Source organism: Buchnera aphidicola (Hyalopterus amygdali), from assembly GCF_964059015.1.
Taxonomy (GTDB): Bacteria; Pseudomonadota; Gammaproteobacteria; order Enterobacterales; family Enterobacteriaceae; genus Buchnera; species Buchnera aphidicola_BN.
The window spans coordinates 313,879-335,007 of sequence record NZ_OZ060383.1 but is presented as its reverse complement, the minus strand read 5'-3'; the positions used below and the strand labels follow the sequence as shown (position 1 = coordinate 335,007).

15 protein-coding genes and 1 pseudogene are annotated in these 21,129 nt (G+C 23.3%); 5 read left to right on the top strand and 11 right to left on the bottom strand.

The annotated features are described in order from the left end of the window. Positions 1–59 precede the first annotated feature (59 nt). The 6 genes and pseudogenes from pfkA to phrB all read right to left on the bottom strand — a co-directional run bounded on the left by pfkA (position 60) and on the right by phrB (position 8,336). Positions 60–1,022 carry a 6-phosphofructokinase gene (gene pfkA, locus AB4W74_RS01550; protein ID WP_367681718.1) on the bottom strand — a complete coding sequence of 321 codons (963 nt, stop codon included), beginning with the start codon at positions 1,020–1,022 and terminating at the stop codon, positions 60–62. Positions 1,023–1,186: 164 nt separating this feature from the next. Continuing rightward, complete coding sequence (gene gpmA / locus AB4W74_RS01545; protein ID WP_367681717.1) at positions 1,187–1,882, bottom strand: 2,3-diphosphoglycerate-dependent phosphoglycerate mutase; 696 nt, start codon at positions 1,880–1,882, stop codon at positions 1,187–1,189. A gap of 211 nt (positions 1,883–2,093) precedes the next feature. Then, positions 2,094–3,314 carry a dihydrolipoyllysine-residue succinyltransferase gene (gene sucB, locus AB4W74_RS01540; protein ID WP_367681716.1) on the bottom strand — a complete coding sequence of 407 codons (1,221 nt, stop codon included), beginning with the start codon at positions 3,312–3,314 and terminating at the stop codon, positions 2,094–2,096. A 16-nt stretch (positions 3,315–3,330) separates the two neighbouring features. Then, positions 3,331–6,057, bottom strand: coding sequence for a 2-oxoglutarate dehydrogenase E1 component (locus tag AB4W74_RS01535; RefSeq protein ID WP_367681715.1), 2,727 nt, complete (start codon positions 6,055–6,057; stop codon positions 3,331–3,333). 88 nt (positions 6,058–6,145) lie between these two features. Further along, positions 6,146–6,889, bottom strand: coding sequence for a Nif3-like dinuclear metal center hexameric protein (locus tag AB4W74_RS01530; RefSeq protein WP_367681714.1), 744 nt, complete (start codon positions 6,887–6,889; stop codon positions 6,146–6,148). Between the two features lie 5 nt (positions 6,890–6,894). Continuing rightward, positions 6,895–8,336 (bottom strand): annotated as a pseudogene (gene phrB, locus AB4W74_RS01525) (deoxyribodipyrimidine photo-lyase). A 313-nt stretch (positions 8,337–8,649) separates the two neighbouring features. Here phrB and fldA point away from each other — a divergent pair. Then, positions 8,650–9,162, top strand: coding sequence for a flavodoxin FldA (gene fldA, locus AB4W74_RS01520; protein WP_367681713.1), 513 nt, complete (start codon positions 8,650–8,652; stop codon positions 9,160–9,162). 76 nt (positions 9,163–9,238) lie between these two features. Continuing rightward, positions 9,239–10,027, top strand: a complete 789-nt coding sequence (queF, locus tag AB4W74_RS01515) for an NADPH-dependent 7-cyano-7-deazaguanine reductase QueF (protein WP_367681712.1) — start codon at positions 9,239–9,241, stop codon at positions 10,025–10,027. 96 nt (positions 10,028–10,123) lie between these two features. On the opposite strand, the gene gap is transcribed toward queF, so the two are convergent. From gap to AB4W74_RS01495, 4 genes are all read right to left on the bottom strand, one after another. Further along, positions 10,124–11,122, bottom strand: coding sequence for a type I glyceraldehyde-3-phosphate dehydrogenase (gap, locus tag AB4W74_RS01510; RefSeq protein WP_367681711.1), 999 nt, complete (start codon positions 11,120–11,122; stop codon positions 10,124–10,126). An 82-nt stretch (positions 11,123–11,204) separates the two neighbouring features. Continuing rightward, on the bottom strand, positions 11,205–12,437 hold the full coding sequence (locus AB4W74_RS01505; protein ID WP_367681710.1) for an FtsX-like permease family protein: 1,233 nt from the start codon (positions 12,435–12,437) through the stop codon (positions 11,205–11,207). An 18-nt stretch (positions 12,438–12,455) separates the two neighbouring features. Then, the gene (gene lolD, locus AB4W74_RS01500) at positions 12,456–13,145 is read right to left on the bottom strand and encodes a lipoprotein-releasing ABC transporter ATP-binding protein LolD (protein WP_367681709.1); all 690 of its coding nucleotides are present in this window, start codon (positions 13,143–13,145) and stop codon (positions 12,456–12,458) included. Then, on the bottom strand, positions 13,138–14,337 hold the full coding sequence (locus tag AB4W74_RS01495) for an FtsX-like permease family protein (protein ID WP_367681708.1): 1,200 nt from the start codon (positions 14,335–14,337) through the stop codon (positions 13,138–13,140). Before AB4W74_RS01495 ends, lolD begins: the two co-directional genes overlap by 8 nt. A 1,131-nt stretch (positions 14,338–15,468) precedes the next feature. Here AB4W74_RS01495 and mfd point away from each other — a divergent pair. Beyond that, positions 15,469–17,535, top strand: coding sequence for a transcription-repair coupling factor (mfd, locus tag AB4W74_RS01490; protein WP_367681707.1), 2,067 nt, complete (start codon positions 15,469–15,471; stop codon positions 17,533–17,535). 110 nt (positions 17,536–17,645) lie between these two features. Beyond that, positions 17,646–18,659 (top strand): 6-phosphogluconolactonase, encoded by a 1,014-nt coding sequence (pgl, locus tag AB4W74_RS01485; RefSeq protein ID WP_367681706.1) that lies wholly within the window; start codon positions 17,646–17,648, stop codon positions 18,657–18,659. Between the two features lie 8 nt (positions 18,660–18,667). On the opposite strand, the gene bioA is transcribed toward pgl, so the two are convergent. Beyond that, positions 18,668–19,954: an adenosylmethionine--8-amino-7-oxononanoate transaminase gene (gene bioA, locus AB4W74_RS01480; RefSeq protein WP_367682249.1), complete on the bottom strand. Its 1,287-nt coding sequence runs from the start codon at positions 19,952–19,954 to the stop codon at positions 18,668–18,670. A gap of 79 nt (positions 19,955–20,033) precedes the next feature. Here bioA and bioB point away from each other — a divergent pair, with 79 nt between their 5' ends. Next, entirely contained in the window at positions 20,034–21,062 is a 1,029-nt protein-coding gene (bioB, locus tag AB4W74_RS01475; protein ID WP_367682237.1) for a biotin synthase BioB, read from the top strand. Positions 21,063–21,129: the final 67 nt, after the last annotated feature.

The following is a 21,129-nucleotide window of genomic DNA, read 5'->3' as shown; positions in this document are numbered from 1 at the left end:
CCTACAAATTCTATTTAAAAAAATATTAGAGCGCCGGAAAAACCGGCACTAATTTAATTTTAGTATAACTTTTTGGCTGTAATTAACCAATCTTTTTTAAAAACCCGTTTCATATTTTTTAATGCTTCTGTAATATCATTAAATACCATTTTTTCATTTTTTACACCCACGCATTTCCCTTGATATCCTCTATTTAATAATTCTACTGCATATGCCCCCATTCTAGAAGCTAATATTCGATCATATACTACTGGTGCCCCCCCTCTTTGTATGTGACCTAATATTGTTGCTCGTGTTTCTCGGTTTGTTTTTCTTTCAATGTATTGAGCTAATTTTTCTACGTCACAAATATATTCTGTTATTGCGACTATTGCATGTTTTTTACCTTTTTTAATACCTGCTTTAATTTCGCGCACTAGTTCTTCTTTTTTATAACTAATTTCTGGAAGAACAATAAATTCACAACCACCAGCTATTGCAGCGGCTAATGTTAAATCTCCACAGTATCTACCCATTACTTCTACAATAGAAATTCTTTGATGCGAAGAAGAAGTATCTCGTAATCTATCAATTGCTTCGACAACTGTTTCTAAAGCTGTAAAATAACCTATTGTATAATCAGTCCCTGCAACATCATTATCTATAGTTCCTGGTATACTAATACAAGGGACACCCATTTTTGTTAGTTTTTGCGCTCCTATATATGATCCATCTCCTCCAATAACAACTAAAGCATCTATATTCCTTTTATTTAGGTTATTAATAGCTATAGTTCGTGTTTCATATTTATGAAAGTCAGGAAATCTAGCCGATCCTAGAAATGTACCACCTCGATTAATCATATCAGATACACTGTATCGATCTAATTTTTTCATACGATTTTCATAAAGTCCTAAATATCCATCATAAATTCCAAATACTTCTAAGTTTTCGCTTAATGCTGTTCTTACTACTCCCCTAATTGCAGCATTCATTCCAGGAGCATCTCCGCCACTAGTTAATACTCCAATTTTTTTAATCATAAAAATCCTATTTTAACTACATATTTTTTTTTAATGATTTTTTATAAAAAATATAACAATATTTTTATTAAAAGAAAGTCGATCTCTAAAAAATAAGAGATGAAATATTTTTTATATATCGATAATTGATGGAAACGTATTTTTTAAATAATTTTTTTAGTAACTTATTTTAAATAATACCATTTAATAGGGATGTATTTTTCATTGAATTCTAAAACAATTGGAGTTGCAGTTGGAATATTTAATTCTAAAATTTTTTCGTTATCTATTTTATTTAAATATTGAATTAATGCACGTAGGGAATTTCCGTGTGCTACTATAAGAATTCTTTTCTTTTCTTGTATCTGCGGAAAAATAGTTTTTTTCCAATAAGGAATTACTCTTTTTACAGTTAATTCTAAACTTTCACCTAATGGAATATTGTCTACTTTTAGATTAGCATAACGTATATCATGACCTGGAAATCGTTTATCATTTAAACTAATTTTAGGAGGTATTATATCAAAACTTCTTCTCCATAAATGAACTTTTTCCTCACCATATTTTTTAATTGTTTCATATTTATTAAATCCTTCTAGAGCACCATAATGTCTTTCATTTAATCGCCAAGATTTTTTTACTGGTATCCAATTTTGATTGATTACATCTAATATATATTGCAAACTATGTATTGCTCTTTTTAAAACCGAAGTATACGCACAATCGAAAAAAAATTTTTGTTTTTTTAATAAAAAACCTGCATTTTTGGCTTCCTTTTTTCCATTTTCACTTAATTCTGCATCATACCATCCAGTAAATTGGTTTAATTTATTCCACTTACTTTCACCATGTCTAATTAAAATTAATTTATTGATTGTCATGTTTACCTTCTATTTGTAGAATATATACAATTATTTTTTTAAAAATGAATATTTTTTTTCATTGAAATTTTTTTTAAAATAAATAATAAATTTTAATAAAAAAACAACTAATTTCTATTAGAATAAAAGTACAGTTTATAAAAAATACTGTACCTTTAGTATATGTTAAATATTACATATTTTTAATTATATTTTATAATTGATAAAAAAATTATACATTTATTGTAATTCGATTAAAATCTTCTAATATATTTTTTATTTTTATTAAAAATTCTATAGATTGTTTTCCATCTACTAATCTATGATCATAAGATAATGCTAAGTACATCATCGGAAGAATTTTTATTTTTCCATTTACAACCATAGGTCTATCTTTAATAGTATGCATTCCCAATATAGCAGTTTGAGGTGGATTGATAATTGGTGTGGATAATAAAGAACCAAATACGCCGCCATTAGTAATAGTAAAATTACCACCAATTAATTCTTCTAATTTTATTTTATTTTCTGCACTTTTAATGGAAAATTCTTTTATTTTTCTTTCTATTTCAGACATGCTCATTTTATCTGCATTTCTTAAAACTGGTGTTATTACTCCTCTTTTAGTTGATACTGCAATACTAATATCAAAATTCTTATAATATACAATATCTGTGTGATCAATAGAGGCATTTATTTCTGGAAAAATTTTTAATGATTCTACAACTGATTTAACAAAAAAAGACATAAAACCAATCCGAATACCATGTTTTTTTTCAAAACATTGACCATACTTTTGACGTAATGATATTATTGGTTGCATATTAACTTCATTAAAAGTAGTTAACATTGCCGTATTTTTTTTAGTTTCTAATAATCTTTCAGAAATTTTTTGACGAAGTCTTGTCATTTTTATTCGATGTTCATAAGTTTTACTTTCTTCTTGATGAAGGAAAGAAGCTTTTTCAGATCGATCTAAAACAGTTTCTTCAATTTTTTTTTCATTTTTAATAAAAATTGACTTATTATATGCATCTATAATATTTAAATTTTTATTAATTCCATAAATTCTTATTAAACGTCTTATAGAAGGTGAAGAATTATTTACATTTTCTTTAAAGGAAAAATTATTTTTAATATTCTTTATTAAAGGTTTAGTATCTTCTTGTAACAAATTTTCAACTTTTTCTTCAATTATATTTACATTTGTTTTTGATTGTACAATTTTTCCTAATACTTGATTTGATTTTACAATTTTTCCTTCTTCTTCTAAAATAATATTTAATATCCCATTGCATGGAGATGAAACTTCTATCATTATTTTATCTGTTTCAATATCAACTATATTGTCGTCAATGAAAATTTCTTCTCCTATTTTTTTGTGCCACTTGACAACCACTGCGTCATTAACAGATTCAGGTAAGTCTGGAACAAGAATATTTACTTTATTCACTTTTTATCCTTTTATGCTATTTTATATTTAATGCATTATGTATTATTTTTTCCTGTTCTTTTCTGTGCATTATAATATGACCAACTGCAGTTGATGCAGAAGGTGGACGTCCAATATAATTTAAATAAGAATTAGATGGTAAGAGAGTATGCAAATATTGCTTTATATAAAACCATGCACCTTGATTCTGTGGTTCTTCTTGACACCAAATAAAATCTTTTATATATAAATAATTTTTTAATATTTTTAATATTTTATTTTGAGGAAAAGGATATAATTGTTCAATTCGAATTAATGCAATATTATTGATAAGATAATTATTACAATATTCTAAAAGATCGTAATATATTTTACCAGAACAAAAGATAACCCGTTTTCTCGGTTTTTGGTTTTTATCTATTTCATGTATTACAGTTTTAAACTTTCCATTAATTAAGCTTCTTAAGGAAGAACTCGCCATATTATTTCTTAAAAGAGATTTAGGAGTGAAAATAATCAATGGTTTACAAATTTCATTAAATATTTGACGTCTTAATAAATGAAATATTTGAGAAGATACAGTTGGTATACATATTTGCATATTTTCTTCTGCACAAAGTTGAAGAAATCTTTCAATTCTAGCGGAAGAATGCTCAGGTCCTTGTCCTTCATAACCATGTGGTAAAAAAATTACTAAGTTGGATTTTTTATTCCATTTTTGTTCGCTAGAACTAATGAATTGATCAATTACTACTTGTGCACCATTCACAAAATCACCAAATTGTGCTTCCCAAATTGTCAAATTATTTGATGGGAATAATGAATATCCATATTCAAATGCTAATACTGCTTCTTCAGATAAAACAGAATCAAAAATTTCGAATTTACCTTGATTTTTACTTATGTTTTGTAAGGGAATATAAATAGAACCATTTTTTTGATCATGAATGAATGCATGACGATGAAAAAATGTCCCTCTGCTTATATCTTCTCCTGAAAGGCGACATGAAATTCCTTGACTTAATATTGTTGCATATGCTAAAGATTCAGCTGCTCCCCAATCAATTAATCTTTTTTCCTCGTACATTTCTCTTCTTTCTTGGTAAATTTTTTGAACTCGATGATGAACTGAAATTGAATTAGGGATATTATTAATAGAATAAAATAAATTTTTAATATTTAAAAAAGTTAATTCAGTATCTTTTTTTTCTTTTTTTTGAAGAAAATTTTCATTTTCATATTGAAAATTTATATTTTTTTTGCTTGAAAAAATATTTTTACCTTGTATTAAATTAGATTTGTATTTTTCTATTATTTTTTTAATATCATGAGACTTAATTAATTTTTTAGAAATTAATAAATCAGAATATATTTTAGTTATAGTAGGATGATTTTGAATTTTTTGATACATGATTGGTTGAGTTACAAAAGGATCATCAACTTCATTATGTCCGTGACGTCTATAACATACTAAATCTAGAAAAACATCTTTCTTAAATTTTTTTTTAAATTTTAACGCTAGTTGAATAGCAAAAATAGAAGCTTCTACATCATCAGAATTTACGTGAAATATAGGAGATTGAATTATTTTAGCAATATCAGTACAATATTTACTAGAACGAAGGTTTTTAGGATTAGAGGTAGTAAATCCAATTTGATTGTTAATCACTATATGAATAGTACCACCTATTTTATAAGCCTGTGTTTGAGACATATTCAGTGTTTCTTGAGTAACTCCTTGTCCAATAATAGAAGCATCACCATGAATACTAATTGATAAAATTTTATTTTCTGGGATTTTTAATTGATCTATAGAGGATCGTGCAACACCTAAAATAACTGGATTAACTATTTCTAAATGTGATGGATTATATTCTAACTTTAAAGATATTTGTTTTTCCCCGTTTTTAATTTTTGCAATACCACCCATATGATATTTCACATCTCCACTTCTTTTTTTTGAAATATTAATACCAGAAAATTCATCAAATAATATTTTTGGATTTTTATTTAATACATTAACTAATATATTTAATCTTCCTCTATGAGCCATTCCAATAATAATTTCAGATATAGAGTTTTCTTTTGAATATCTTATTATTTCATGTAATATAGTAACTAATGTTTCAGCTCCTTCTAAAGAAAATCTTTTTACACCAGAAAATCTTTTTCCTAAATATTTTTCTAATGTTTCTGCATAAATAATTTCTTTTAAAAATCTTATTTTCTCCTTTTTTGATAGTGATTTTTCTTGAAAATATAATTCTATATTTTTTGTAATCCATTCTTTTTCAATTGTATTTTCAATATACATATATTCAAAACCAATAGATCCACAGTACTTTTTATTTAATTCTTTATATAAATCTATAATTTTTGTTTGATATTGAGTAGAATTTTTAAAATTAACTGAGACTATTTGATTTAGTTCTTTTTCATTTATATCATGAAAAAAATTCATTAAAGGTATATTTTCGGTATTTTTATCAAATTGAATAGGGTTAATTAAAGATTTTTTATAACCTTTTTTTCGAAAAACATTAATAATTTTATTTATTTTTTTTTCTAGTCTGTTTTCATTATTAATTAATTGATTGTGATAATTTGTATCTTTTTTTGATAAATTTAAGAATGTGTTTTGCCATTCAATATCAACAGATTTTGGATTTGATAAATAATTTTCATATATTTTTTCAACATAATTTTGATTATTACTAGATAACCAAGAAGAGTTAACCCACTTTTTTAGTGTATTTTTTTTCATATTTTTTTTTATTTATAGTTTTAATTAAATTATTTATGTTGAAAATATCATAATATTAAAAATATATATCAAATATTTATATTTTTTATTATGCAGGGTTTTCAATATCAATAAAATTAACATCCAGATCATATTTATTATGCAACCATTCACCTAAAGATTTAATTCCATCTTTTTCTGTAGCATGGTGTCCCATAGAAAAAAAATTTATACCTAATTCTTTAGCTATATGTGTTGTTTCTTCTGAGATTTCACCTGTTAAAAAAGTATCTACTCCGAAATCATATGCTTGTTTTATAAAATTTTGTCCTTTTCCGCTACACCAAGCTAGACGTGAAATATTTTTTGAAGTATTTTTACATATATATGTAGGTTTTCTTTTAAATTTTTCCTCTATTTTTTTAGAAAAATCAAAAATATTTATATGTTCTTTCAAAATACCCCAAAAAACATAAGGTGTAATATTACCCTTTATAGAAATATCTAATTTTTTTGCTATCTGTACATTATTTCCTAATTGAGGATGAGCATCCAAAGGCAAATGCCAACTATACAAATTTATATTATTAGACAATATAGTTTTTAATCTATTTCTTTTCATATTATGAATATATTGAGATTCATTTTTCCAGAAATAACCATGATGTACTATTATAGTATTTGCCTTATATAATACTGCTTTATCTAATAAATCTTGACATGCAGTTACTCCTGTAATAATTTTATTTATTTTTTTTTCACCTTCTATTTGGAGTCCATTTGGTACAATATCATTATATTGGTCGCTTAATAATTTTTGATTAATAATTTTTTCTAATAAAAAATTTTCCATATATTTTAAACCTTTTCATTTTTTGAATCTAATTGTGCTTTTTTGTATATTGATAATGCCTTTTCCTTGCTAGTTTGATAATTTATAATTGGTTGAGGATAATTTATTTTATAATTATTTTCTTTTAACCAATTATGTGGATTATGAATATAATTATCTGGAATAATATTTAATTCAGGTAAATATTTTCGTATAAATAAACCATACTTATCAAAATTTTTTGACTGATTAATGGGATTAAAAATACGTATATACGGAACAGAATCACTCCCTATTGATGCAGACCATTGCCATCCGCCATTATTTATTGCGAAATCACCATCAATCAAACGCGACATGAAATATTTTTCACCCCTTCGCCAATTAATTAAAAGGTTTTTAATTAAAAAACTCGATGTAATCATTCTTAATCTATTATGCATCCAACCTGTTTTGTTTAATTGTCTCATTCCTGCATCTATTATTGGAAATCCTGTTTTTCCATCTTTCCAAGCATTAAAGTGATTTATATTATCTATCCAGTTAATTTTTTTTTCCCATTTCATTAATGATTCAGAGTGGCCTAATAATGGAAAATTAATTAATAAATGATAATAAAATTCACGCCATATAATTTCATTTAACCAAGATGAATTTAAAATAATATTTAATGGTATATTTTTATATTTTTTCAATATGACTTTTAAACAATATCGAGGAGATATTATTCCTAAAGATAAATATGGAGACAGCATACTAGTACTGTTTAAAAATGGAAAATTTCTTTTTAAAGAATATGCCTTTAATTTATTTTTGCAAAAAGCATGTAATTTATTAATAGCTTGTTTTTCTCCTATTGGGAAATGTTTTTGATTAAAATTAATAATAATTTTTTTTGATGATAACTTTGATAAAAAAAAATGAGAAAAAGCTTTTCTCTTGGTAGGAGCGGGAAAACATTCTGGAATATTCTGTGATAAATGATACACTACTTTTTTTTTAAAAAAAGAAAAAATTCTATATGCTTGATTGTTTGTATTTTTTATTTGATTAGATGGAATTAATAGGTTACTGTGAAATCCTTTTATACAAACGCCTTTTTTAAATAGTTTTTTTTTACTAGATTATCTCGATTACTTTCATTAATTTCATATTGATAATTATAAAATAAATTTTTTATTTGATATTTTTTACAAAAATAAACTAAATAGTCAATTGAACTTAAAAAATCAGTAGAATCATGATAGTGTAAATGAATATTTAATTTAAGCAATTCTTCTTTCAAACTTATTAAATTATGATAAATAAATGATATTTTTTTTGGGGAAAAAAAATCATCTCTCCATTGCTTTGAAGTGGAAATAAATAATCCGATAACTTTTTCGTCATTGGATATACAAGCATTGTATAATGCAGCATTATCATATACACGCAAGTCATTGCGAAACCAAACTAAATTAGTTTTCATATTTTTTTAAATATATTTACTTTATGTTAAAAAATATATGTTATAGTTTTTTATATTTTTAAAAAAAATTTTTAAAAATTTAAAGTTTTATTTTTTTAACAAAATAAAAAAAGTTATATATATTTTATAACATGAATAAAAAAAAACAAATCATTTTTTAATTTAATTCATTGACTAATTTTAAATATAAAATAAATTTAATTTCAATTTTTTAAAATAGTAAATGTTTATTTAGATAAATATTTTTTTTATTTTTAATATAAATATATTTTTATTAAAAGACGGCAAATTTTGATAAAATAGGCATAGAAATATGAAAAAAATAGGTATTTTTTTTGGAAGTGATACTGGAAACACAGAAAAAGTTGCAAAATTGATTTACAAAGAAATTGGTAAAAATAATGCTATACTGCATGATATTAGTAATGTTTCTAAAAAGGATATTGAAAACTTTGATTATTTAATACTAGGTATACCAACTTGGTATTATGGAGAAATACAATGTGATTGGGACGATTTTTTACCTTTTTTTAAAAAAATAAATTTTTTAAATAAAACAGTAGCACTATTTGGATGTGGTGATCAAGAGGACTATGGAGAATATTTTTGCGATGCATTAGGTTTGATATATAAAATATTAAAAAAAAAGCAAGCTAAAATAGTTGGAAAATGGCCTACAATAGAATATAATTTTGAATCTTCAAAATCCCTTTTAAATAAAGATTATTTTGTAGGACTAGTATTAGACGAAGATCGTCAATCAGAAAAAACAAAGGACAGAATAAAAACATGGGTAAAAGAAATTTTACCTTATTTCAATGAATAATAAAATTTTTATCAATTGATAAATTCGTTTAAAAAAATCTTATATCGAAATATAATACATCTATTAAATAAAAAATATGATTTTCAAAAATAATCACTTTAATCTTTTACAAGCTATATCTAGAAAAAAACATCGCAAAAAAATTCAAATAAATTACATTAATTTACCCTTTTCAGGAAAAGATGTATGGACTTTATATGAATTATCTTGGTTAAATTATAATGGATTGCCAAAGATTGCTATTGCTCAAATAGAATTTGATAGTAATAGTATTAATATTATTGAATCTAAAAGTTTTAAACTTTATATTAATAGTTTTAATCAAATTAAATTTAATCAAGAAATTGATTTTATTAATACTTTAACTGCTGATCTTACGAGATGTATTTGCGGTGATATTACAGTTAAAATATTTGACGTAGATGATATTAGAAATCAAAAAATAGCATCTTTTCACGGTATTTGTATAGATAAAAAAGATATTCAAATAACATCATATAAATATAATCCATCATTTCTTATGCTATCTTCTAAAAAAAAAATAATTCAGGAAAATTTGTATACAAATCTATTTAAATCTAATTGTCCTTCTACTCAACAACCTGATTGGGCATCAATATACATTTCATACAATGGATTTCAAATTGATCACAATTCATTATTACGTTATTTAATTTCTTTTCGTATGCACAATGAATTTCATGAAGAATGTGTTGAAAGAATTTTTAATGACATACAAAATATTTGTAAACCTAATAAATTAAGTGTATATGCAAGATATACACGACGAGGTGGAATTGATATAAATCCATGGCGTAGTAATACTATTTTCACACCTTCTCTTGTTAGATTGTCTAGACAATAAAATAACAATAAAATATTAATAAGGCAGTACTAAGTATGATCTTAATACTGCCATATTAGAACAATAAAATATACTTTATATAAAAAACAAATTTTTTTATTTAGAAGAGATTAATGAAACTAAATCAAGTACTTTACTAGAATAACCTGTTTCGTTATCATACCAAGCAATCAATTTAGAAAAATTTTTATTAAGAGATAAACCTGCTTTTGCATCAAAAATAGAAGTTAACTCTTGACCATTAAAATCTGTTGATACAACTTCATCTTTCGTATATCCCATAATACCTTTCATTTCATTTTCAGAAGCTGATTTGATTATTTCGCAAATTTCATTATATGATGCTGATTGTTTGTAACGAACTGTTAAATCTACCACTGAAACATTCGCTGTAGGCACTCGAAATGCCATTCCTGTTAATTTACCATGTAAATTTGGTAATACCTTCCCTACAGCGATAGCTGCTCCAGTAGAAGAAGGAATAATATTTTGTAATGCCCCTCTCCCTCCTCTCCAGTCTTTTTTTGAAGCACCATCAACAATTTTTTGAGTAGCAGTACTAGAGTGTACGGTAGTCATCAAACCTTCTATAATACCAAAATTATCATCTATTATCTTTGCTAATGGAGCTAAACAGTTAGTTGTACAAGATGCATTTGATACAATTTTTTCCCCTTTATATTTATTAAAATTAGCACCTCTTACAAACATTGGTATATCGTCTTTTGACGGACCAGTTATCACTACTTTTTTAGCACCAGATAAAATATGTTTATAAGCTGTATCTTGAGTTAAAAATAGACCAGTAGATTCAATTACTACATCAATTGATAATTCACCCCACATTAATTTTTCAGGATCTTTTATTGAAGTAATTCTAATTTTTTTCTCATTAAGAATGATATCATTATTTTTAACTTTAATTTTATCATTAAAAATTCCATGAGTTGAATCATATTTAAGCATATAAGCTATATATTTAGGATCTAATAAATCGTTTATAGCTACAATTTCAATATTTTTTCTTTTTTGAGCTAGTCGAAATAAAACACGTCCAATACGACCAAATCCATTAATACCTACTTTAATAGTCATTATTTCACCGTTGTTTTTAATTATGTATAATTAATTATATATTTTAATGAAAAATTTTTTTCTTTTTTTAAAAATAACATTTTCAATATTCTTTTAATATTTTATTGGGACCTATTTTTAACGCATAGTACGATGGATACCAGTTTGTAATTACAGCAATCATTAAAGTGCTTATAAAAATTATAACTAAATCTAATAATTCTAATTTCAATAATAAAAAATTTTTAAAATAAATATTTTTTAATAAACAAGTGTCTTTAAAAATTTTTTCTAAAAAAAACATAATTTTTTTAAAATTTACTACTGTTATCACACCTGTGATTAAACCGATTAGATTTCCTACAAAAATAAAACGCATCCCATAGAAAAAAAAAATCAATTGAATTAAAATATTGCTGGCACCTATGCTTTTTAAAATAGCTATATCTTTAGTCTTTTTATCTATTAATCTTAAAGAAATAGATATCACGCTAAAAAATGAAATTATTATTATTAAGAATACTGTTAGATATATTATTGTTTTAATTATTTTAATATCATGATATATGTATTTATAATTGTTTATCCATGTATAAAAAAAAAGAGGTTGTTTTACTTTTTTGTTTATTTTAGAAATAATTTCTTCTGCTTGAAATGGATCAAACATATATAGTTCAATTGCATCAATTTTTTTTTCTATTTTTAGTTTTTTTTGAAAAAAAGTGAAAGGTATTAATCCAATATTGGAATTTGATATTTTATTTGCATAAAATATAGATTTTACTTTAAAAGTATAATTTTTTACTTTTTTAACATTAAAATTAATTTTTTTATTTAAAATAATTAAATTAATAAAATCTCCTTCTCTAATAGAAAAACTTTCTGCTAAATCAGAAGAAAGAATAATTTCATTATTATTCATATGAGATAATTTAGAAAAATTAAATAATTTCTTTTGAAAAGAAAAATATTTTTTTATATATTGTATATTTTTAAAACTTTTAATATTAAAAAATTTTATTTCATTGTTTTTTAACAAAATGCTATTCATAAAAATATAGGGCTCAGAATAAATAATCCCAGGTATAAATCTTATTTTTTTTGTAATATCTTTCCAATTTAATATTGATTTCTTTGTCAACACAATAATCCCATGAGGCAAAGCTGATAAAATATTTTTTTTAATTAATATTTGAAATCCATTTAAAGCGCTAAAACTTAAGATTAAAACAAATATACTAATAGAAATTCCTATTTTAGATAAAATAGAAATTAATAATGTAGTATTATTTTTTTGATGTAATCTTTTTGCTATTAAAAAAGATAAAAAATTCATTGAATATTTCTTTTTATATTAATTTTTGTTATTAAGTAACTGACCATTTTTCATTTCAAGTAAAATAGGTGCTTCTTTTATAAAAATAAGATCATGTGTTACAATCAAAAAAGAAGTATTTAATTCCTTATTCAATTCTAATATTAAATTAAAAATAATTTTTTTGTTTTTTTCGTCTAAATGACTTGTTGGTTCATCTGCAATTATTAAATTAGGTTTATTTATCATTGCTCGAGCAATAGCGACACGTTGTCTTTCACCACCAGATAATTGAGATGGATATTGATTTAATTTTTTCTCTAAATCAATTTTTTTTAATATTTCATATGATTTTTCTTTTGATTCTTTAATACTTTTTTTTGCAATTAGCATAGGCATAGCTACGTTTTCAAGAACATTAAAATCTAAAAGTAAATGATGAAATTGAAATATAAATCCCAGTTTTAAATTTCTTAAAACTGCTATTTCATTAGATGACATAGAATTTAATAATATACCATTAAATAATATTCTTCCAGACGATGGTTTATCAAGTCCGCTTAATAAGTTCAAAAATGTACTTTTTCCAGAACCTGATTTTCCAGTAATAATAGTTATGTCACCTTTTTTTATTGTTAATGATATGTTTTTTAAAATTTTTATTTCTTCTTTTTTTATATAAAAAGATTTTTTTAAATTAATACATTGTAAAATTACATTATTATTCATGCGATAATATTTTAGATGGTGTAGAATTAACAATATGCCAAATTGGATATAAAGTTGAAAAAACTGTAATTAATATAGATATAAGATTAATTATTAAAATTTGAGTAGGTAGGATTATTATAGGAATGTCGACATCAAAAAAAAATATATTTATTAAAAATTTCAAAAAATCCCTTTCTATTATTAGAATAATACTGAGTATTGTACCAAAAAAGTTGCCAATTATAGATAAAATCGAACTTAATATAATAAATATTAACATAATTTTATAATTAGACAATCCCTGCGATTGAAAAATTACAATGCTATATTTTTTTTCTAATACATATATTATTAAAGATATAACCATATTTAAAGTGGCTATTAATAAAATTAATATTAAGAAAAAAAACATAATATATTTTTCAATTTCTATAGATTGAAATAACTCACCTATTTTCATTTTCCAGTCTAATATTATAAAATTTTTATTTAAATTTTTTATTTTTTGAGTATCTAATTTTAATGGATTTTTTAACCATATTCTCCAACCCGTAATATAATTTTTATTATAATGAAAAAAATTTAAAGCATTTTTTCGATTCATCAATATCTGATAATTATCAATTTCACTATTAGTTGAAAATACTCCAGTAACTTGAAACAAGTTAACAGAAATATGATTTTTTAAAAAATTCTCTTTTTTTTTAGGTAACAGAATAAGTGTAATTTTATCGTTAATATGAATATTTAATTTTTTAAATAATTCTATCCCTATAATTATATTATTTTTTTTTGAATTAAGAGTATTGAAAATATTTTTAATATTGTAATTTTTTATGATATTTTTATCTTTTTTATTAATCCCAATTATCTCTCCCATATTAATTTCATTTTTACTTTTAATAATAACTTTTTTGCTGATAAAATCGGTAATATTTTCAATATTTTTTAACTTTAACATTTTTTCAGGAAAATCCGATTTTTTCATTTTTTCGTATTGATTAGTAATAATTATATGTGGAATAAAAGATAAAACTTTATTTTTAAATTTATTTTGAATTCCATTAATTATAGATATAGTAATGATAATTGAAGAAATACTAATGCTTATACCTACAATTGACAAAATAATTAACATTTTTTTGAAATTGGGTAAATTGTGATTATATAAGTAACGTAAACCAATAAATATATATATAGGCTTATACATTAATAATATCTTTATAGTTAAGATGTATATTTAATAATTTTTTTAACCGTATATTAACATAATTTTTTAATTTTTTAAAAAGTCTATATAAGCATTTATGAATAAATTATTATTCTCATTTCTATTTCATAAAAAAATAGTCTTCATATCGTCTGTTTAATCTATTTTAAAGGATTTAATAAAATTTTTAATTAAAAAATAATATATGATAAAAGAAAATAAAAAATATTTGTATTAGACAAATCAATTTCATTAATAATTATATTTAAATATGCTGATATTTCTGAAGAATATTTAGATATAGTTGTTTTTATAAATTCTAATATAAAAGAAGTAAAAAAATTGGTTACCTTTAAGTAAATGAAGTAAAAAATGCGTAATTTTAGTATAAAAAGTATTTCCTGATATTTATTTTACCAGAGAAAAATTTTCATATAGAGTCTATATTGTAGAAAACAAAGTTATTAATGTACAATCATTTAATTTAAAAAAATTGTAATTTTAAAGAAAAAATGTAGCTTTTATTATACCTAGTAACGAATTTTTAATAAATACAGGTACTTAAAAAATATTTTAAAAAAATTATATTCAATATTTTTATAAAATATTTTTTGTAAAAAGAACATTAATTATTTTCAACTGTTTTTGCTTAAACATTTTCTATCAACATTATTTTCCTATTTATCTAAAAATACTTTAATTGTTTATTCACATGGGTATCAAAACTGTACTAATAATATTTGGAAAAAAATTATAGAGAGATATAATTTATTAAAAAAAATGTAGTTAAAAAAATGAGTTGAGTTTATATTTAAAAAAATACTCCTCTATTAAAATTTCATTAGAATAAAATATTAATACTAAATTATTAATTAATTATTATAAAAAATTATCTGTTTGTTTTTATGATAAAAAATTTAATAAAATTTTTTTCGTTTTTGAAAAATTTTTTAAAAATTTTAGAATTAAAAAAAATTTATCTAAAATATGTAAAAAATATTATTGATATTAATCAAAAGTTTAATTATTTTTATATAATGCTAGATTTACATGACGAATTTATAGATGTAAAAAACAATTTTTTTATTTCTATAAAAAATATTTTCATTGCTTACAATTAAAAAATATCTGATGCTAGAAAAAAAAAATACTTTTCAAAAAAAAAAGAATTATATAGAAAATATAAAATTTAATGACCCTATTATTCATATTGAACATGGTGTAGGACGATATCAAGGATTAACTACTATAGAAACCTCTAGTATCGAATCTGAATATTTGATTATTTTATATGCAGACGAAAATAAATTATATGTACCTGTTTCTAATTTACATCTTGTTTCTCCCTACGTAAGTACTTCACAAGAACATATTCCTATGCATAAACTAGGATGTGATACATGGAAAAAAGAAAAAACGAAAATTAATAAAAATATATATGATCACGCAGCAATTCTATTAGACATTTATTCGAAAAGAATATATAAAAACGGATTTTCATTTCAAATAAATGAAAAAGAATATCAAAATTTTTGTAAAACGTTTCCATTTAAGACGACTTTAGACCAAGAAAATGCAATAATATCTGTACTAAATGACATGAAAAAATCTATTCCTATGGATAGATTAATTTGCGGAGATGTAGGATTTGGAAAAACAGAAGTTGCTATGAGAGCAGCTTTTATATCTATATTAAATCATAAACAAGTCGTTGTTTTAGTTCCAACAACTTTGTTGGCGCAACAACATTTTAAAAATTTTAAACAACGTTTTCAGAACTGGCCAATTCAAATTGATATTTTATCTAGATTTAGGAGTGAAAGAGAACAAATAAAAATTTTGAAAAACATTAAAAATGGGAATATTAATATATTAATAGGGACACATAAAATTCTATTTAAAAAAATAAATTGGTATGATATTGGTCTATTAATTATTGATGAAGAACATCGATTTGGAGTAAATCATAAGGAAATTATAAAACAAATCTATCCTCATATTGACATATTAACTTTAACAGCTACGCCGATACCTCGCACTTTACATATGGCGATGACTGGTATTAAAGATTTTTCTATTATTTCTGAACCACCAAAAGAAAGATTGCAAATAAAAACATTTATAGAAGAATATAATCCTATTTTAGTTAAAAAGGTTATTTTACGAGAAATTAATCGAGGTGGACAAGTATATTATATTTATAATAAAGTCAATAATATTGACAATATAGCAAGGAATTTGTCAAATTTAATTCCCGAAGCAATTATTAAAGTAGGACATGGAAAAATGCATAATATTGATTTAAAAAAAATTATGTATGAATTTCAAAGTTATTATTTTAATGTTTTAGTTTGTACAACAATTATTGAAAGTGGTATTGATATACCAAAAGCAAATACAATTATTATTGAAAATGCAGATCATTTTGGTTTATCTCAATTACATCAACTTAGGGGGAGAATTGGAAGGTCGAATCATCAAGCATATGCTCTTTTATTAGTTAATAACTTAAAAAAAATGACCTTAGAGGCAAAAAAGAGATTAGATGCAATTTCATCAACAAATAATTTTGGAGGTGGTTTTACTTTATCTAATGAAGATTTAGAAATTAGAGGAGTAGGTGAAATATTAGGCAGAGAACAAAGCGGTCATATACAAAATATTGGTTTTTATTTATATATAAAATTATTAAAAAAAGCAATTAGAATAATCAAAAAGGGCGAAAAAAAAGATTTATTAGATGAATTAGTGAAAAATATAAATATCGAATTACATGTTCCTTCTTTAATACCTTCAAGTTATATTTTCGATGTAAATACAAGATTATTTTTTTATAAAAAAATTGCGAATGCTAAAACTAAAAGAGAAATAGAAAAAATTCAATTTAATCTAGTTAATCAATTTGGAAAATTGCCTATTTTTACAAAAAATCTAATTTTAATTTCTAAAATTAGATTATTAGCAAAAAAAATAGGTATTTCGCGAATTAAATCGAATAAAAAAATGGGAATTATAGAATTTAATTCATGTAATTCTATTAATACAGAATATTTATTAAATTTATTTAAAAAAGAACCTAATCTTTGGAAAATGGAAAATTCAAAAAAAATAAAATTTTTTCATCAATTTGATGAAAATAACACACGCCTTAAATGGATTAAGAATTTATTAATTAATTTAAATATAAAAATTATTTAAAAAATATAATATTTTAAAATAAATGAACACCATTTTTAACAATCTCTTTAAAAAAAATTATATAAAGTACATTTTTTAAATTTTTATTAAAAAATATTTGAGGAAATTATATGAAACAAATAATTTATATTTCTAATTCAGAAAGTAAAAATATAGAAGCATGGAATTTATATGAAGATGGAAATATGGAATTAATACAAAAAATAGAAACAATGGGTCACGTTCAACCGATTGCCATAATAAAAGATAAAAATTTATTATATGCTGGAGTACGTCCTAATAATCGTATTATTACTTATCTTATAGATAACAATGGTTTACTTAAAAAGAAGGGAGAAAGTATGATTCCTGGGAGTCCTAATCATATTTCTTTTAACACCGAAAAAAATTTTTTATTTTGTAGTTCATATCATTCTAATTGTATTAGTGTAAGTCCATTAAACAAAAATGGCATACCTAAAAATCCAATACAAATTATTCATAATATTCAGGGCTGTCATGCATCTCAATTTAATAAAAAATACAAAATTTTATTTGTTACTTCATTAAAAAACAATCGTATTTATTTATACTATTTAACAGATTTTGGGATATTAAAAAGTACTGAACAAAAATTTATTTCAAGTAAAAGTCAATCTGGACCACGTCACATTACATTTGATACTAATGAAAATTTTGCTTATACTATTAATGAACTCAACGGTACAATTGATGTATGGAAAATATGCCAAGAAAATATTATATTAAAAGTAAAAAATATACAAAATATTAAATTATCAATTCAGAATCTTGAAAGACAATATTGGTCTGCAGATATTCATGTAACTTCCTGTGGTAAATTTTTATATGCATCTGACAGACATCTTAATACTATTTCATTGTTTCATATTCACAAACATAATAATACCTTAATTTTTATTAAAGAATATAATACAGAAGAACAACCGCGTTCATTTTGTATAGATTTAAATAATAAGTATTTAATAGTAACTGGTCAAAAATCTAATAAATTAAGTATATATAAAATATGTAAAAAAACAGGCGAATTAAAAAAAATAAATCAATATTTAACTGGTTTAGGACCTTTATGGATAACTCCATTTTTAATTAAAATTAGTAAATAATAGTTTTTTTACATAAAAAATACATCATTATCTAAAGCTTTTTTAATAGCATTAATTAGTTTTTTTATTTCATCTGAATTGATGATATATGGTGGCACAATATAAATTATTTTTCTAAAAGGGCGGATCCAAACACCATTCTTAACAAAAAAACTTTGTATGAGCGGCATATTAACAAAATGCCTACATTCTACTACACCAATAGCACCTAATATACGAACGTCTATTACCCTTTCATGATGAATTAATGGTAATAAATTTTCGTGAAGTTGTTTTTCAATACTACTAATTTGTTTTTGCCATTCATTTTTTTCTAAAATTTTTATATTAGCATTAGCTGCAGCACAGGCTAACGGATTGGCCATATAAGTAGGTCCATGCATAAAACACTTTCTACTGCTTGTACTAATTGCATCTGCAATATTTCGTGAAGCTAAAGTAGCAGCTAATGTAATAGTCCCACCTGTCATCGCTTTTCCTATGCATAATATATCTGGTACAACATCAGCATGTTGGAAAGCAAATAATTTTCCGGTTCGGCCAAAACCAGTAGCAATTTCATCAAAAACTAATGGGATAGAATAATTTTGACATAATTTTTTCACATTTTTTAAATACATAGGGTGATAAAAATTCATTCCACCAACTCCCTGTACGATAGGTTCTAATACAACACCAGCTATTTTTAAAGAATTTTCTTTTATTATCTTTCTGAAAGACTCTATGTCAAAGGGATTCCATTCTTTATGAAAAGAAGAAGTAGGGGCATCTGCAAATAAATTTTTCGGTAAAAATTTATTATATATTTCATGCATAGAATTATTAGGATCAGAAATAGACATAGCAGCAAAAGTATCACCATGATAACCATTTTTGATAGTTAAAATTTTGGTTCGTTTTTGTCCTAATGATTCCCAATATTGTATTAACATCTTTATTGCAACTTCAATTGATACTGAACCAGAATCTGAAAGAAATACACAATCTAATTTTTTTGGAGTTAATTTTATTAATTTTCTACAAAGCAGAATAGCAGAAGGATGTGTAATACCTCCAAACATCACATGAGACATTTTCCTAATTTGTTTTTTTAAAGATTTGTTTAATATAGGATGATTATAACCATGTATAGTAGACCACCATGAAGACATTCCATCTATTATTTTTTTTCCATTTTTTAATTTTAAATAAACGCCCTTAGCTGATATTATAGAATAACATGGAAGAGGATTAACTATAGAAGAATATGGATGCCAAATATGTTTATAATCAAATAATATATCGGATTGACTTATCATAATTTATATATAAAAAATATTAAATAAGTTATTATAAACTTTTAATGAAACAAAATCATATTTTTTTGGAGTTTATATGAATCAAAAATGGAATCTAGAAGATACACAAAAACTTTTTAAAAAACCCTTTTTTGATCTTTTATTTGAAGCTCAAAAAAAACACAGAAAATATTTTAATCCTAATAAAATACAGATTAGTACATTGCTATCAATTAAAACTGGTGCATGTCCAGAAGATTGTAAATATTGCCCACAAAGTTCTAGATATAAAACAGGTTTAAAAAAAGAGCCCTTATTAAAAATAGATCAGATTTTAAAAGCTGCAAAAAAAGCTAAATCTTTAGGTTCAACTCGATTCTGTATGGGTGCAGCATGGAAAAATCCCAAAGAAAAAGATATGCCATATTTAGAGAAGATTATTAAAGAAGTAAAAAAAATAGGATTGGAAACTTGTATGACTTTAGGAACTTTAAATAATTTTCAGGCAAAAAGATTAGCTGGAGCGGGTTTGGATTTTTATAACCATAACTTAGATACATCTTCAAATTTTTATAGTAGCATTATCACAACTAGAACATATGAAGAACGCTTAAATACTCTAAAAAAAGTACGAAATTCTGGTATGAAAATTTGTTCGGGTGGAATTATGGGTCTTGGAGAAAAAATACAGGATCGAATAGAGCTTTTAATGACATTATCTAATTTATCTATTCAACCAGAGAGTGTTCCAATTAATATGTTAGTTAAAATACCGGGGACACCAATGGAAAATACCGAAGATATAGATTCATTCGAATTTATTAGAGTTATTGCTGCTACAAGAATTATGATGCCACAATCTTACATTAGACTTTCAGCTGGACGTGAAAATATGAATGAACAAACTCAAGCATTGTGTTTTATGGCTGGAGCAAATTCTATTTTTTATGGATGTAAATTATTAACTGCAGGTAATCCAAGTGAAGAAAAAGATCAAAATCTTTTTAAAAAATTAAATTTGTATCCTGATTATAAAATACAAAATATTGATGCAGAAAAAATAAAAAATAATAATTTAAATACCTCAAAATTAAATAAAAAACAGTACTACAATGCAGCATTGTAATTGATTAAAAAAAATATTTTTAATTTGAGTAACCAACCTATTATATTCTTGTATTTATGAATGAAAT

Excerpts from the sequence above, each read along its gene's own strand:
- fldA (WP_367681713.1), top strand. The coding sequence starts at position 8,650 with ATGAAAAAAATAGGTATTTTTTTTGGAAGTGATACTGGAAACACAGAA.
- bioB (WP_367682237.1), top strand. The coding sequence starts at position 20,034 with ATGAATCAAAAATGGAATCTAGAAGATACACAAAAACTTTTTAAAAAA.
- gap (WP_367681711.1), bottom strand. The coding sequence starts at position 11,122 with ATGACTATTAAAGTAGGTATTAATGGATTTGGTCGTATTGGACGTGTT.
- AB4W74_RS01505 (WP_367681710.1), bottom strand. The coding sequence starts at position 12,437 with ATGAATTTTTTATCTTTTTTAATAGCAAAAAGATTACATCAAAAAAAT.
- pfkA (WP_367681718.1), bottom strand. The coding sequence starts at position 1,022 with ATGATTAAAAAAATTGGAGTATTAACTAGTGGCGGAGATGCTCCTGGA.
- pgl (WP_367681706.1), top strand. The coding sequence starts at position 17,646 with ATGAAACAAATAATTTATATTTCTAATTCAGAAAGTAAAAATATAGAA.
- AB4W74_RS01495 (WP_367681708.1), bottom strand. The coding sequence starts at position 14,337 with ATGTATAAGCCTATATATATATTTATTGGTTTACGTTACTTATATAAT.
- queF (WP_367681712.1), top strand. The coding sequence starts at position 9,239 with ATGATTTTCAAAAATAATCACTTTAATCTTTTACAAGCTATATCTAGA.
- AB4W74_RS01530 (WP_367681714.1), bottom strand. The coding sequence starts at position 6,889 with ATGGAAAATTTTTTATTAGAAAAAATTATTAATCAAAAATTATTAAGC.
- mfd (WP_367681707.1), top strand. The coding sequence starts at position 15,469 with ATGCTAGAAAAAAAAAATACTTTTCAAAAAAAAAAGAATTATATAGAA.
- gpmA (WP_367681717.1), bottom strand. The coding sequence starts at position 1,882 with ATGACAATCAATAAATTAATTTTAATTAGACATGGTGAAAGTAAGTGG.
- lolD (WP_367681709.1), bottom strand. The coding sequence starts at position 13,145 with ATGAATAATAATGTAATTTTACAATGTATTAATTTAAAAAAATCTTTT.
- AB4W74_RS01535 (WP_367681715.1), bottom strand. The coding sequence starts at position 6,057 with ATGAAAAAAAATACACTAAAAAAGTGGGTTAACTCTTCTTGGTTATCT.